Origin of the sequence: Streptosporangium sp. 'caverna' (assembly GCF_003203775.1) — a bacterium.
Taxonomy (GTDB): Bacteria; Actinomycetota; Actinomycetes; order Streptosporangiales; family Streptosporangiaceae; genus Streptosporangium; species Streptosporangium subroseum.
Genome location: NZ_CP029711.1, coordinates 9,784,107 through 9,798,241, shown reverse-complemented (window position 1 = coordinate 9,798,241; position 14,135 = coordinate 9,784,107). Strand labels below are relative to the sequence as shown.

Here is a 14,135-nt window from a genome sequence, read left to right as displayed (position 1 = left end):
CGACAATGAGGATGGGCGATCATGCGGATACTCGTGGTGGACGACGACCCGGCTGTGCGGCGGTCCTTGGAGCATGCGTTGCGCCGGGACGGCTATGACGTGTCATCCGCCGCCGATGGGGTGTCCGCCCTCGCCGAGCACGGCGTGTTCCGCCCGGACGCGGTGGTGCTCGACGTCCTCATGCCCGAACCGAACGGGCTGGAGGTGTGCCGGACGCTGCGTTCGGGCGGGCTCAACACGCCGATCCTGATGCTCACGGCCCGGGACCTGGTCACCGACCGGGTCGCCGGGCTCGACGCGGGGGCCGACGACTACCTGGTCAAGCCCTTCGCCTTGGACGAGCTGCGGGCCCGGCTCAGAGCCCTGCTCCGGCGCAGCGGCGCCAGGGCCGAGGTGCTGCGCTTCACCGACGTCGACCTGGACCTGAGCGGCTGCAGGGCCGAGCGTGCCGGCCGACGCCTGGAGCTGACCAAGACGGAGCTGTCGCTGCTGGAGCTGTTCATGCGCAATCCCGGCCGCGTACTGAGCCGGACCCAGATCTTCGAGTCCGTCTGGGGCTACGACTTCGGCCCGGAGTCGAACGCGCTGTGGGTCTACATCAGCTACCTGCGGAGCAAGCTCGAGGCGGGCGGCGGCAGCAGATTGATCCAGACGGTGCGCGGCCTGGGTTATGTCCTGCGCGAGGAGCCATGAACCTGCGCACCCGGTTGGCCATCGCCGGCGGTTCCGTGGTCGCGGGCGCGCTGGTGCTCGTGTCGGTTGTCCTGTATCCGGCGGTGGAGGCCAACCTCCGCGGCCAGATCGACAGCTCACTGGTCGTGGCGGTCGGCCAGGCACCGGCCGTGGCCATGGCCATCAAGGCCAAGTACAGCATGTCCAACGCGGAGCCGGACTTTCCGGCGGTTCCGCTGGGGATCGGGAGCACCCAGCTGCAGATCGTGCCGGACCCGGTCCGGATCGGGCCGTCGACGCAGTTCGTCGACCTCACCGCCCGCGACGTCGCCGTCGCGGACGGCACCGCCACCGCCTACTTCCGTGACGCGACGTACAACGGCGTCGGCTACCGCGTCTACACCGCCCAATTCCCCGGATCACCCGGGGTGCTCGTGCGCACGGCCATCCCGGAATCCGATCCCGTACCCACGCTGCGCGAACTCGCCTGGCTGCTCGCCGGCTCGACGGTGGCCTCCGGATTCCTGGCGGCGCTGGCCTCACGTCTGGCGGCACGCCGCGTCCTACGCCCGGTAGGCCGGCTCACCGAGACCGTCGAACTGATCCGCACGACGGGCGATCTTGCCATCCCGATCCCCGCCGACGGCCGGGATGAGATCGGCCGGCTCGGCTCCGCGTTCGCCGCGATGACCGCTGCCCTGGACGAGTCGGTCGGCGCCCAGCGCCGCCTGGTGGCCGACGCCTCGCACGAGCTCCGAACACCGCTGACGAGCCTGACCGTGAACCTCGAGCTGCTGGCGGAAAACCTGGCCGACGCGCAGGCCCCGCTCCTTGCCGCCGAAGCGCTCGGCCAGGTCGGCGAACTCAAAACACTGGTCAACGACCTGGTCGACCTGGCCCGCTACGGCCAACCCGCGTTCCACACCGAAGACGTCCGCCTCGACCTGGTCGCCGAGCGCGTCGCAGCCCGCGCGGCGCATCGGGCACCAAAGATCGGATTCGAGCTGACCTGCGCGCCCACCCTCGTCCACGGAGACCCCGACGCCCTGGAACGCGCCGTCGCGAACCTCGTCGACAACGCCGTGAAATGGAGTCCGTCCGGCGGCCGGGTCCGGATCAGCGTCAAGGCGGGCACCCTCGACGTCGCGGACGCCGGCCCAGGGATCCCCGACAGCGACCTCGAATTCGTCTTCGACCGGTTCTACCGCTCACCCGCAGCCCGCGCGCACCCTGGCTCCGGACTGGGCCTGGCCATCGTCCGGCAGGTCGCCGAGGCTCATGGCGGGACGGCAGAAGCCGTGCCGTGTCAAAGTGGCGCGATACTGCGGCTGGTACTGCCGGTGTGTAGCGAACACGCGGAGCCCCGGTAGCGACCCAGGCCCTGATCACGCGACTTGACCTCCGTCAAGATGATCGACTCGGCGGCGTCCTCGGGGGAGTACCGGCATGCGGCTTGACCTGGACGGATGATTGATCGACACCCGCAGGACGATTGATAAACTGACAAACTTCAACTATCTACCCAAAATGGTATAAATCGGACTTTTGGACGTACCTTCTTAAGGGTGTCGACTCGATCCGCCACCGGCGCCATGGACTGGCAGCACGAATGGCTTACGTCCCTCACCTCGACGGCGATGACCTGGGTCGTCACCATCCTGGTCGGTGCCCTGGTGGTCTGGCTGCTGACCCGCTGCACGCACTGGGGACGGCAGTTCCGGCGACTCGCCTTTCCCTATCTCAAGCCCGGGCGTAGCCGGATCACCTGGCGACCGCTGCTCACTCTCCTGCTGCTGCTCTGGCTGACGGTCCTCGCGGTACGTCTCGAAGTGCTGATCTCGTATGCGACGAACGGCCTCTACACGGCGCTGCAGGGACTGGACGCGAAGAAGTTCTGGTTCTGCGTCACCGTTTTCATGATCCTTGCGGTGATCGCCGTCTCCAGCGCACAGCTCGCGTACCTCATCACCCAGCGGCTGTTCATCCATTGGCGGACCTGGCTCAACGAGCACATGATCGCCGACTGGCTGGACGGGCACGCCTACCATCGGGGCCAGTTCGTGAGTTCCCCGGTCGACAACCCGGATCAGCGCATCGAGGAAGACGTCACGCAGTTCGTCGAGAACTCATACGACCTGTCGATCGGTGCGATCGGCGCCGCCTTGAGATTGGTGTCGTTCACCGCCATTCTCTGGGGGCTGTCAGGGCCGATGCCCGTCTTCGGCCACGAGGTACCACGTGCGATGGTCTTCCTCGCCTACACCTACGTGATCATGGCGTCGTTCCTCGCCTTCAGGATCGGTCGCCCGCTGATCCACTTGAACTTCCTGCGGGAGGGCCTCTCCGCCTCTTTCCGCTACGCCCTGGTCCGCCTGCGGGACAACTCCGAGAGCATCGCGTTCTCCGGCGGCGAGAACGTCGAGCGGGCGGCGCTGTCGGCCAGGTTCTCCACCGTCATGGGGAACACCTGGGCGATCACCAAGCGGTCCCTGAAGCTTCAGGTGTTCAACGACGCGGTCACCCAGATCTCGGTCGTGTTCCCCTTCCTCATCCAGGTGCCGCGCTTCTTCAGCGGGACGATCTCACTCGGTGACATCACCCAGACCGCCGGTGCTTTCGGCCAGGTGCACGACTCGTTGTCCTTCTTCAGGAACGCCTACGACTCCTTCGCCACCTACCGGGCGACGCTGAACCGGCTGACGGCGCTGATGGACGCGAACGGGGAGTCGCGCGGCCTGTCGTCGCCGATCTTCGCTCATCGTCCCGACGCGCTGGAGATCGAGGGCCTGGGGGTATGGCGTCCCGACAGGCAACCGCTGATCGAGGGCCTGACGCTGAGCATGAGCCCAGGGCAGGCACTGCTGGTCAAAGGAGCCTCGGGAAGCGGGAAGACCACGTTGCTGCGCAGCCTGGCCAGTCTCTGGCCGCACGCCCATGGCACCGTCCGCCGGCCCACCGGAGCTCACACGATCTTCCTGTCGCAGCAGCCGTATCTGCCCCTGGGAAGCCTGCGTACCGCCCTGGCCTACCCCGAGCCCGCGCACCGGATCGACGACGAGCAGGCGTGCGAGGCGTTGCGCTGGGTACAGCTCGGCCACCTGTCGAATCAGATCGACGATGAGGCCCATTGGTCCCGCACCCTGTCTCCCGGCGAGCAACAGCGCCTCGGTTTCGCCAGGGTCCTGCTGAAGCGGCCCCACCTGGCCTTCCTCGACGAGGCGACCTCCGCCGTCGACGAAGGTCTCGAACACGCGCTGTACAGCTTGATCCGTGATCGCCTGCCCCAGTGCATCCTCGTCAGCGTCGGCCATCGCAGCACGTTGAACGCCTTCCACACCCACTACCTGGAACTGCTCGGTGCGGGCCGCTGGGGCATGGCGCCGGGAGGCGGGTAGATCTGGCCGGCTCTGGCCGAGGAGTGGATGTTCAGCGCGTGCCTCACCTGTTGGCGCGGCGGCTCGGGTTGCCGGCTGATGCCGCTTGGCCTGGGCCGGGCGTAGCAGGTGGGCGTGCTCGGCGTCGGAGAGCTTGAGCACGCGGGAGATCGTGTCCAGTGCTTCGCGTGAGCCGTTGCCCTGCTCGAATCGTATGGAGACTCCGGCGAGCTGCGCCGGCTCCTCGCGCCGCAGGCCCGGCACGCGGCGCCGTCGGCTGTGGTCGGTAGCCCTGCATCGGCCGATTTGAGGCGCGTCCCGCGAGTGCGCAGGAGCTCGCTCGGCTCTGCACCCGGGTCGAGTCCCTCCTACAGGTCCGGTTCCGGAGCCGATTTCGGGGCGGCTGATGGCCAGGTGCGAGCGGCGTGGTGGGCTGCCACGTTCCGGGTATCGCGCGGAGTCCGCAGCCCAGCCTGTCTCTGCGGGTGATAGCCACACGAGACGTAGGCGAAGCGGGTGTCTGGCTAACCCCGCGCGCTCGAAGCACGCTCGATGTGTCCCGGGCAACAGCTTGCAAGCCCCTGGCCCAGCCCCCCACATCACCGGTGCAACGGCCTGGCCTGCCTTTGCCGGCCCTCCCGTCAGGGCACCACACACAACTCACGGTGCCGCGCGCAAAAGACCCATCGCCGGGGACGACCCAGCGAACCGAACAAGGGAGATCCTCAAATGAGCGACATCGATCCGGTGCCCGACTCCAGCGTGCGAACCGGACACTGCCTGTGCGGCTCGATCGGCTACCGGTTCGACGCGGAGCCCGAGGCCGTCGTCCTTTGCCACTGCGCTCATTGCCAGCGGAACAGCGGTGCGGCGTTCTCGGTGAACGTGCTGGTGGCGCGCGATTCCCTGGAAATCAAGGGGACGCCCAAGTCCTACCAGACCGTCGGAGTCGAAAACGGCAACCTGCGGGACAGGCTTTTCTGCGGCGACTGCGGTACTCCGATCTTCACCGTCATGCACGAACGGCCCGATCTCATGATCGTCAAGGCCGGAACCCTCGATGACCCCACGAGGCTGAAGCCGTCCGCCGAGGTGTGGTGGCGTCGAGCCCAGGACTGGATCGAACCGAACCCGGACCGAGTGAGGTTCGACGGCGACGCGAAGTAATACGCGCGTCGAGGAAATCGCGGCACCGATCTCACCCGGCATCAATTCGAAACGCCAGAACGAGGAGTGGATCATGAGCTTTCGTACGATCAACCCGGCCACCGGCGAATTCGTCACCGAGTTCCCGCTGCAGTCGGATGAAGAGGTATTCGCCGCCCTGGAAACCGCGGACAGGCTCTACCGCGAAGACTGGAAGTTCAGGCCCGTCGCGGAACGGGCTCGAATCGTCAGCCGTGCCGCTCGGATCCTGCGCGAGAAGCGGGATGAGTACGTGGAGTACCTGACCCTGGAGATGGGGAAGGTCACCCGCTTCGGCTACTTCGAAGTCGATCTCGTAGCCGACATTCTGGACTACTACGCCGAGCACGGGGAGAAGTTCCTCGCGGAGCAGTCGCTGCCGGGCGAGCCCGGCGCAAAGCTGATCGCCGAACCCATCGGCGTCATCCTGGCGATCGAGCCGTGGAACTTCCCCTACTACCAGCCGGCCCGTGTGGCCGCGTCCCAGCTGGTGGCGGGCAACGTGGTCATGATGAAGCACGCCGAGAGCGTGCCGCAGTGCGCTCTGGCCTTCGCTCGGCTGTTCGAGGAGGTGGGAGCTCCGGAAGGGGCTTACACGAATCTCTTCTGCAGCGTCGAGCAGATCGCCAAGCTGGTCGACGACTTCCGCGTACGCGGCGTCACTTTGACCGGTAGCGAGAGGGCGGGGACTTCGGTTGGGGAACGCGCCGGACGAAACCTCAAGAAGGCGGTCCTGGAACTGGGCGGCAGCGATCCCGCTCTGATCCTCGAAGGCGCTCCTTTGGAGCATGCGGTCGAGCAAGTGGTGATGGGACGCACCTACAACTCGGGGCAGGGCTGCGTCAACATCAAGCGCGTGATCGTGGTCGGCAGGGCCCGGGGCGAGGAGATGCTGGCCGCCCTGAAGGAGCGCTTTGCCGCGATCAAGGTGGGTGACCCGAAGGACGAGGCCACTCAGGTCGGCCCCCTGGCCAGTGAACGCGCCCTGGAGGGACTGCTTCGGCTGATCGAGGACACAGAGGCCGCGGGAGCGCGAATCGTTCACGGCGGCCACCGCGTCGACCGCCCCGGGTTCTATCTCGAACCGACGATCATCACGGACATCGGCGAGAACAACCCGCTCTACCGGGAAGAGGCCTTCGGACCAGTGCTGTCCTTCTACGTCGTGGACAGCGAGGAAGAGGCGATCCGGCTGGCCAACGCCACCAGGTTCGGCCTGGGCGGCTACGTCTTCGATGCCGACGTCGAACATGCCCAGCAGGTGGCGACCCGCATCGAGTCCGGCATGGTGTACATCAACTCCTGCTTCGCCGACTCGCCGAGCCTGCCCTTCGGAGGGGTCAAGAACTCCGGATTCGGACGTGAACTGTCGGAACTGGGCATCGGCGAATTCCTCAACCGCAAACTGGTGAGGGTCGCGCCGTAGCGCGAACGGATGGGCGGGCGACGCGGACGGTGACACTCCTCGCCCATCGAGTCCAGGTTGCCGTCGGCGCCGCTGGTGATCGAATCAAATGTTTCGCCGGCTCGATGGGCGTGGTGGTTGTCTTCCATGCCGGGGGCGGTGGCTGTCGGACGCCGTGCGCTGGGGTAGCGGCACCGGGACGGACGCGCCCGGCCGATGCCGTCTGAAAAATCATCCGGATCCGAACGTGCGGGCCATCGCGTCTCGGCCGTTCATGCCTGTCAGCGATCAGTCCCACCACGTCGCCAAGCTGTAGCGCACTGTTCAGGTCCCGGCCGCGCGCGGTCAAAGATCTCCGCCTAAGGTTCCCCGTTGGCCCTGCTGCGACACCAGGTCATAGCACGCCAGCGATCCATTTGGAGGTGCGGTCTTTGTCTGCGCCGCTTTTCCGGCGAGTCATCATCGCCGCATTGACGCTATCCACGACAGGCGTTGCCTGCTCGCTGTTCGCCGCCCCGGCATCCGCCAACTCGGCCGGGACCGGCTTGATCATAAGTGAAGCGTACGTCAACGGAGGCTCGTCCGGCGCGAGCTATCTCAACAAATTCGTCGAACTCTACAACCCGACGCAGAACGCCGTCTCCCTCGCCGGCGACACCCTCCAGTACCGCGCACCCACGAGCACCGGGATCCCGAGCGGTTCGCAGGTGTTCGCGCTTTCGGGGACGGTCGCAGGCCATGGCCACCTCCTCATCCAACTGCCGGGCAACAACGCGAGCGCCAACCCCGGGGCACCGCTGCCGACACCCGATCTGAGCACCGGCGGGAGCGTCAACCCGGGCGCGGGGGGCGGCACGCTGTTCATCGCGGCCAGCACCTCGGGCGTGCTTCCCACCGACGATACGGTGATCGACAAGATCGGCTGGGGAACCAGCAACTCTCCGGAGAAGAGCGCTCCGACGGGTAACTCGCTGACCCTGAGCTACCAGCGTGACGCGGCCGGTGCGGACACGGATGACAACGTCGCCGACTTCCACGTCGTCGCTCCGACTCCCCAGAACGCGGCCTCTGACGCCGGCAACCCGGGCGAAGGCACCGGGACGATCACGATCACGGACCCCGGCTCGCAGAGCGCCACGTCCGGCACGGCGATCACACCGCTTGCCCTGCACGCCTCCGGCGGTACCGAGCCGTACACCTGGACGGCGGCCGGGCTGCCCGCCGGGCTGACGATCTCCTCGGCCGGTACGGTCTCGGGCACTCCCACCTCGGCCGGTACGGCGTCGGTGACGGTGACCGCCACCGACTCGGCCGGCGCGACCGGCTCGGCGACCTTCAGGTTCCAGGTCGCCGGGGACGGTTCGACCATCGTCCCGATCGCGTCGATCCAGGGCACGAACACCGACACCTCGCCGTACAAGGGGCAGACGGTGACGACCGAGGGTGTCGTGACCGCGGTCTACGCGACCGGTGGCTTCAACGGCTTCTTCCTGGAAACCGGCGGCGCCGGCGGTACGAAGGCCAACGACAAGACTCCCGGCGCTTCCGACGCGGTGTTCGTCTACGGGTCGGAGTCGGCCGGCCAGGTCGCGATCGGCGAGAGCGTCCGGGTAACCGGCGAGGTCACGGAGTTCCAGGGCGAGACCGAGATCCAGTCGCCGACGGTGACCAAGCTCGACACCGCGTTGGCGGCCGTTGTCCCGGGCCGGATTCCGTGGCCGGACATGGCGACCGACGCCGCGAAGGAGGAGCACGAGGGCGAGCTGATCGCGCCGCAGGGCGACTTCACGGTGTCGGACAACTACGACGCGAACTTCTACGGCTCCTTCACGCTGGCCGCGGGCGACACGCCGCTGCGCCAGCCGACCGACGTCGGATCCGCGGGAAGCGCCGACGCGAAGGCCGCCGCGGCCGACAACGCCGCCCGGATGGTGACGCTCGACGACGGCTCCAGTTCGAACTACAGCACCAGCACCTCCCGCGACACTCCGCTGCCGTGGCTGACCACCACCAAAGCGGTCACGGTGGGGGCCAAGGTGACCTTCCACGAGCCGGTGATCCTCGAATACCGGTTCTCGCTGTGGAACTTCCAGCCGAGGCAGCAGGTCACCGACGACGGTGCGAAGGTCGCCACCTTCAGCGACCTTCGCACCGGGAACCAGCAGCCGTCGGCCGTCGGTGGTGACATCAGCCTGGCCACGTTCAACGTCGAGAACTACTTCCCCATGACCGGCGAGGACTACGTCGCCAAGGGACTGGGCAAGTGCACGTACTACACGGACCGGCAGGGCAACCGGATCGCTGTCAACACCTGCACCGGCACGGACGGCGGCTCCGGCCCGCGCGGCGCGGCCGACCAGGCCAACTTCGCCCGCCAGCAGTCGAAGATCGTCACCGGCATCAACCGGCTCGGCGCGAGCGTCGTGTCGCTGGAGGAGATCGAGAACTCCGTCAAGTTCGGCGAGCCGCGTGACACCGCGCTGGCCGGCCTCGTCGACGCGCTCAACGCGGCCGCCGGCTCGAAGGTCTGGGCCTACGCGCCTTCGCCGTCCGCCGACAAGCTGCCGCCGCTGTCCCAGCAGGACGTCATCCGTACCGCCTTCATCTACAAGCCGGCCAACGTCACCCTGGTCGGACCGTCGACCGTGCTGACCGGCGACTCCGGTCCCGGCCAGCCGTTCTCGATCGCCCGTCAGCCGCTGTCCCAGGGCTTCAAGAAGGTCGGCGCCACCGACAAGGACGCGTTCCTTGTCGTGGCCAACCACCTGAAGTCGAAGGGCGCCGGCACCCCGCTCTACGACGGCGACGCCGAGGACACCTCGTCCCCGGCCGTCGACCAGGGCGCGTTCAACGCGACCCGGGTCCGCCAGGCGCAGGCCGTCTCCGCGTTCGCTTCGCAGGCGGCGGCCGATCTCGGCACCGACCGGATCTTCCTGCTCGGCGACTTCAACGCCTACACGCACGAGGACCCGATGCAGGTCCTGTACACCGACGGCTACACCGACCTGGGCAGCACGTTCGACCCGTCGGAGTCGACGTACTCCTTCAACGGCATGCAGGGCTCGCTCGACCACGTGCTGGCCAACCCGGCCGCGAAGGCGATGGTGACCGGCGCGGACGTGTGGCAGATCAACGCGCAGGAGTCCGTGGCCTACAACTACAGCCGCTACAACTACAACGCCGCCCAGCTGTTCGACGGCGCCGAGCCGTTCGCGGCCTCCGATCACGACCCGGTAATCGTCGGGCTGAACCTTCCGGTCACGCCCGTCGCGCCGGCCTGGAATGCCTCGAAGGTCTACAACACCGGCGACACGGTGACCTACCAGGGCTCGACCTGGCGGGCCATGTGGTGGACGCAGAACCAGAAGCCGGGCGACCCCAACGGACCGTGGGAGCAGATCGAGACCGCGGCCGACGGCACCGTCATCTGGACCCCCTCCCGGGTCTTCAACATCGGCGACGTCGTCACGTACAAGAACAAGAAGTACAAGGCACAGTGGTGGACCCGTAACCAGGCCCCCGGCCAGCTCTACGGCCCCTGGCAGCCCGTCGACTGACCAGAGACCGATGGAGATGGGGCCGCCTTCGATCTGTGTCGAAGGCGGCCCCTTCGCGTACCGGGCCGACCGTGAACGCCTGCTGTAGGCGGCGCCCCGATAGCCCGATAGAGACGCGCATTGGCGGCCCGCCGAGTTGGTCGGCGGGAAAATGGTTGGACGGGACGACATTCGGGCTGATAGCGTCCCGCAGACCGTGGCATCGCGCTAGGAGGTGAGACCCATGAACGCTGTATCGATATGGGTGCTCCCTATCTTCTTCACGGTTGGGCGATTGACGTAGGTGTCGCCGGGAGCGCCTCGACAAGGCAATCCCGAAAGGCAACAACCTATGAATTCTGTGCATTTCACTTCGGGCGTGGGCGAGCCTGCCGTAGTGATCACGCGGGTCGCGGAGAGTCAATGGCACGCTGTGGAGGACGACCGGGTGGTCGGCCGCGGCGACGCTTCGCTCAGGCCCGACGGACGGACCTTCCTCAGCATCGACGCGTGGCACGGCGCGGTCTTTGACCAACTCGCCGATGCCATGCTGGCGGACCTACCGAAGCCGCTGTACACGGTGGTCGACGAGGCCGACCCCGACTTGACGTCCCATTGGGAGCGAGTCGGCTTCACGACCCGACGCCGCGAGTGGGAGTACCTCGTGCCCACCGACCCGCGGGTCACGGGACTCGGCTCAGTGCTACCGCCGTCGGACGTGACGATAGTGGCCGTCGGCGAGGCGGAGGAGGGCCCTCTGCGCACGTTGGACCGCGTGATTCGCGACGAGGTCGAGGCCACCGTCGGATGGCAGGAGATGCCGGCTGAGGTATTGCCCCGCCTGGACGGCGCTACCCTGCGGAACCCGTCGAAGTACGCGGTGGCGGCACAGTCCGATAAATACGTGGGACTGGTCCGGTTGGCGCCGGTGACCCGGCAGCCACGGATCGGGCTGATCGCGGTCCGGTCCGACCAGCACCGCCGCGGTATCGCTCGGGCGCTGCTCGCCCACGTGCTGGGTTCGCTGCACCGCGGCGGGATCGCAACGGCATCGGCCGAGGTGAACGAATCCAACGGGGCGGCCATGGCGCTGTTCGAGGGCGTCGGCGCCCGGCGTGCGAGCAGCAACCTGGAGCTGGTGCTCCGCTGACGCCCCACCGCGTCACCGCGGGAGGGGACCGGACCCGAAGCACGCGCGGCACAGGCCGAGCCGATGAGCGGGCTTCGGTTCCCGTAGCGCGCGGGATGGCCGTCCGCGACAACCGTGTCTGCCGAGGCGTCTCGATCACGGTTGCGTCAGCGGAATTCGTTTCCTCACCGACCCCCACAGTCACCGACCGGAGAAGGGCGAGAATATGGCAAGAACAACAGACGGCATCGAAGTCGAGGGCACCGTCGTCGAGTGCATGCGCAACGCCACCTTCAGGGTGGAGCTCCAGAACGGGCACAAGGTGCTGGCGCACATCAGCGGGAAGATACGGAAGAACTACATCAAGATATTGCCGTATGACCGGGTGCTCGTGGAGCTCAGCCCGTACGACCTCACCCGCGGCCGGATCCTCTTCCGCTACAGGACGTAGCGGCGGGCGGGACGCGCCGAAATAGGAAGAGAAGCCTCCGACCTGGATCGGAAACATGCTGGATGCGGGAATCGGAATCGACGACTTGGCTCGGTTCTGATTCCCGCATCTCGGCCGGGTAGGCGCGTCAAGCCGCCAGACCGCGTACGTCACCGAGAGCTTTACCCATGGCGGCCTCCGTGTGCCGGTCAGGGATGACCTATCCACTTCTACGGGCCATCCACGGGCGCGAGGTTCTCAAAGGAGGTGGAAAGGCGGGCCATGCGCGCAGCCGGAAGGGGTGTTGTTACCGCTGATGTCGAAATCGGCACAGGTGAGGAACAGGTAATTGAACTTGCCGAGCAGGAAGGCCAGGACTCCGACGGCGATTGTGACGGCGACCGCCCGCAGCCGGTGCCGTTCGGGGAGCTCGGCGTAGTCGGGCAGCAGGATTCTCGACAGCAGCCAGGCCAGGGCCGGCGCTCCCACCAGGGTGAGCACCACCTCGAAGTAGTGAAGGTAGCGAAACCCGTGAGCTCTCGGCGCCACGACGGCCAGAACGACCCAGACCGAGGGCAGGGTCAGAGCGACCCAGCCTGCCCAGGGCAGCGCACCTCTGGCGTGCAGCATCAGACCCGAGAGCAGCACCGCCGTGGCCACGGCCCAGATTGCCAGCACGGCGTCGAAGAAGATGGCGCCGTACGCGCCCAGCGTGAACGCGGGCCACAGGATGACGAGCGTGCCACCCGCCGATGCTGCCGCGGTGGCCCGGAGAGTGGGGTCGATTTCGGGGAAGCCGTGCTTCCCTTTCGGGCTGGGATCGCGGGACGCTTCACCAACCATGTTCACTCCGACCGCTCAACACCAGCCACCGGGGCGAGCTGCCGGACTCACGATTCCGGGCACAACGCACGCCCACCCTCCGGCAATATAAAGAGGCGCAGCGCGTTCCCGGCTCGGCGACTCACCGTCCGTACCGAGAAATGACGATGTTTCCGTCAGTCGACGGGACGGTTTGCGAAAGCCGTCAGATCAGCGTCACGACGGTGACCGTGGACAAGGTTGTGATCACCGTGATCGCGCTCGATCGTGCCGGCGCGAACACCTCGGACTCCGATTGCCGACCGGTTGTTCAGCGGACGGTGCGGAAGAAGGTGCGCAGTTCGTCCACGAACAGGTCGGGGACCTCGAGCGCGGCGAAGTGCCCGCCGCGGTCGTACTCGGCCCAGTGGGTGATGTTGTTGAGCGATTCGGCGAAGTGGCGGATCGCGATGTCCTCGGCGAAGTTGGCCACGCCGGTGGGTACCTGCGAAGGCGTGGGCCAGCTGTTGGTGTGCATGGATTCGTAGTACATCTGTGCCGAGGACGCGCCGGTGTTGGTCAGCCAGTAGATCATCGCATGGGTGATGACCTGGTCGAATCCGATCGAGCCGGCGGGGTGGGCCCAGTCGTGGAACTTCTCGCCGATCCAGGCGAGCTGGCCGACCGGGGAGTCGGCCAGGCCGAAGCCGAGTGTGTGCGGACGGGTGGCCTGGATCTGGAAGTAGCCGTTGCCATCGGAGAGGAACCGGTTCATCCGGTCGATCCGGGCCTGCTCGGCGTCGGTGAGCACCGTGCCCTCGGGCACACCGCCGAACGGGATGAACCCGGCGGTGGCGGCGTTGACGTGCACGCCGGCGACGTGTTCGGGGTCCACCCGCCCGAGGTCGGGTGCGATGAACGCACCGAAGTCGCCGCCCTGTGCCCCGTACCGGTCGTAGCCGAGCCTGACCATCAGCTCGGCATAGGCGGTGGCGATGCGGCGCGAGTCCCAGCCTGCCGCGGCCGGCCCGGTGAACCCGAAGTTCGGGTGCGAGGGGATCACGAGGTGGAAGGCGTCGGCAGGGTCGGCGGGATCGGTCAGCGGCTCGATCACCTCCAGGAACTCCGCGATCGACCCGGGCCAGCCGTGCGCGAGGATCAGCGGGAACGCCTGCCGGTGGCGAGAGCGGACGTGCAGGAAGTGGAGGTCCAGTCCGTCGATCTGGGTGGTGAACTGCGGATACCGGTTGAGCCGCTTCTCTGTCGCGCGCCAGTCGTACGTCGTGGTCCAGTACTCGGTCAGGTCCTTCAGGTGGGCCACCGGCACGCCACGGCTCCAGCCGGCGTCGGGAATCTGGCTGGGCCAGCGAACGGCCGACAGGCGCCGCCGCAGATCGTCCAGCTCGGCTTGCGGGATGTGGACGTGGAACGGCTTGATCTCGCTGTTCAACAGACGACTCCTTTCTGTCGCACGAAGCGCTCGGCCACGTGCACGGGGATGGCGCCCTGGCTGGGCATTCGCGCCACAGGGCCCGGTCACGGGCCTGCTCGGAGGCCGAGACGACCGGGGTTCCAGGCAAGGGACCTGTCGACACCGCCGTGT

At 67.2% G+C, this 14,135-nt stretch carries 11 protein-coding genes; 8 read left to right on the top strand and 3 right to left on the bottom strand.

Going from position 1 to position 14,135, the window contains the following annotated elements:
• Positions 1–21 precede the first annotated feature (21 nt).
• From DKM19_RS42160 to DKM19_RS42135, 5 genes are all read left to right on the top strand, one after another.
• Complete coding sequence (locus DKM19_RS42160) at positions 22–693, top strand: response regulator transcription factor (RefSeq protein ID WP_110703956.1); 672 nt, start codon at positions 22–24, stop codon at positions 691–693.
• Complete coding sequence (locus DKM19_RS42155; protein ID WP_110703954.1) at positions 690–2,042, top strand: HAMP domain-containing sensor histidine kinase; 1,353 nt, start codon at positions 690–692, stop codon at positions 2,040–2,042. Before DKM19_RS42160 ends, DKM19_RS42155 begins: the two co-directional genes overlap by 4 nt.
• 195 nt (positions 2,043–2,237) lie before the next feature.
• Positions 2,238–4,067 carry an ABC transporter ATP-binding protein/permease gene (locus DKM19_RS42150; protein WP_204358459.1) on the top strand — a complete coding sequence of 610 codons (1,830 nt, stop codon included), beginning with the start codon at positions 2,238–2,240 and terminating at the stop codon, positions 4,065–4,067.
• Positions 4,068–4,775: 708 nt separating this feature from the next.
• On the top strand, positions 4,776–5,213 hold the full coding sequence (locus DKM19_RS42140; protein ID WP_162642173.1) for a GFA family protein: 438 nt from the start codon (positions 4,776–4,778) through the stop codon (positions 5,211–5,213).
• A gap of 73 nt (positions 5,214–5,286) precedes the next feature.
• Positions 5,287–6,657 (top strand): NAD-dependent succinate-semialdehyde dehydrogenase, encoded by a 1,371-nt coding sequence (locus DKM19_RS42135; protein WP_110703948.1) that lies wholly within the window; start codon positions 5,287–5,289, stop codon positions 6,655–6,657.
• 373 nt (positions 6,658–7,030) lie between these two features.
• Here the strand turns inward: DKM19_RS42135 and DKM19_RS51315 are convergent, their stop codons facing one another.
• Positions 7,031–7,189 (bottom strand): hypothetical protein, encoded by a 159-nt coding sequence (locus DKM19_RS51315; RefSeq protein ID WP_204358458.1) that lies wholly within the window; start codon positions 7,187–7,189, stop codon positions 7,031–7,033.
• On the opposite strand from DKM19_RS51315, the gene DKM19_RS42130 reads away from it, so the two are divergent.
• From DKM19_RS42130 to infA, 3 genes are all read left to right on the top strand, one after another.
• Complete coding sequence (locus DKM19_RS42130; RefSeq protein WP_204358457.1) at positions 7,182–10,193, top strand: ExeM/NucH family extracellular endonuclease; 3,012 nt, start codon at positions 7,182–7,184, stop codon at positions 10,191–10,193. The genes DKM19_RS51315 and DKM19_RS42130 overlap by 8 nt on opposite strands.
• 331 nt (positions 10,194–10,524) lie before the next feature.
• Positions 10,525–11,322: a GNAT family N-acetyltransferase gene (locus DKM19_RS42125; RefSeq protein ID WP_110703946.1), complete on the top strand. Its 798-nt coding sequence runs from the start codon at positions 10,525–10,527 to the stop codon at positions 11,320–11,322.
• A 205-nt stretch (positions 11,323–11,527) separates the two neighbouring features.
• Positions 11,528–11,752: a translation initiation factor IF-1 gene (infA, locus tag DKM19_RS42120; RefSeq protein WP_110703944.1), complete on the top strand. Its 225-nt coding sequence runs from the start codon at positions 11,528–11,530 to the stop codon at positions 11,750–11,752.
• 237 nt (positions 11,753–11,989) lie between these two features.
• Here the strand turns inward: infA and DKM19_RS42115 are convergent, their stop codons facing one another.
• Positions 11,990–12,574 carry a hypothetical protein gene (locus tag DKM19_RS42115; RefSeq protein ID WP_162642171.1) on the bottom strand — a complete coding sequence of 195 codons (585 nt, stop codon included), beginning with the start codon at positions 12,572–12,574 and terminating at the stop codon, positions 11,990–11,992.
• 289 nt (positions 12,575–12,863) lie between these two features.
• On the bottom strand, positions 12,864–13,982 hold the full coding sequence (locus tag DKM19_RS42110) for an epoxide hydrolase family protein (protein WP_110703940.1): 1,119 nt from the start codon (positions 13,980–13,982) through the stop codon (positions 12,864–12,866).
• Between the last annotated feature and the right edge of the window lie 153 nt (positions 13,983–14,135).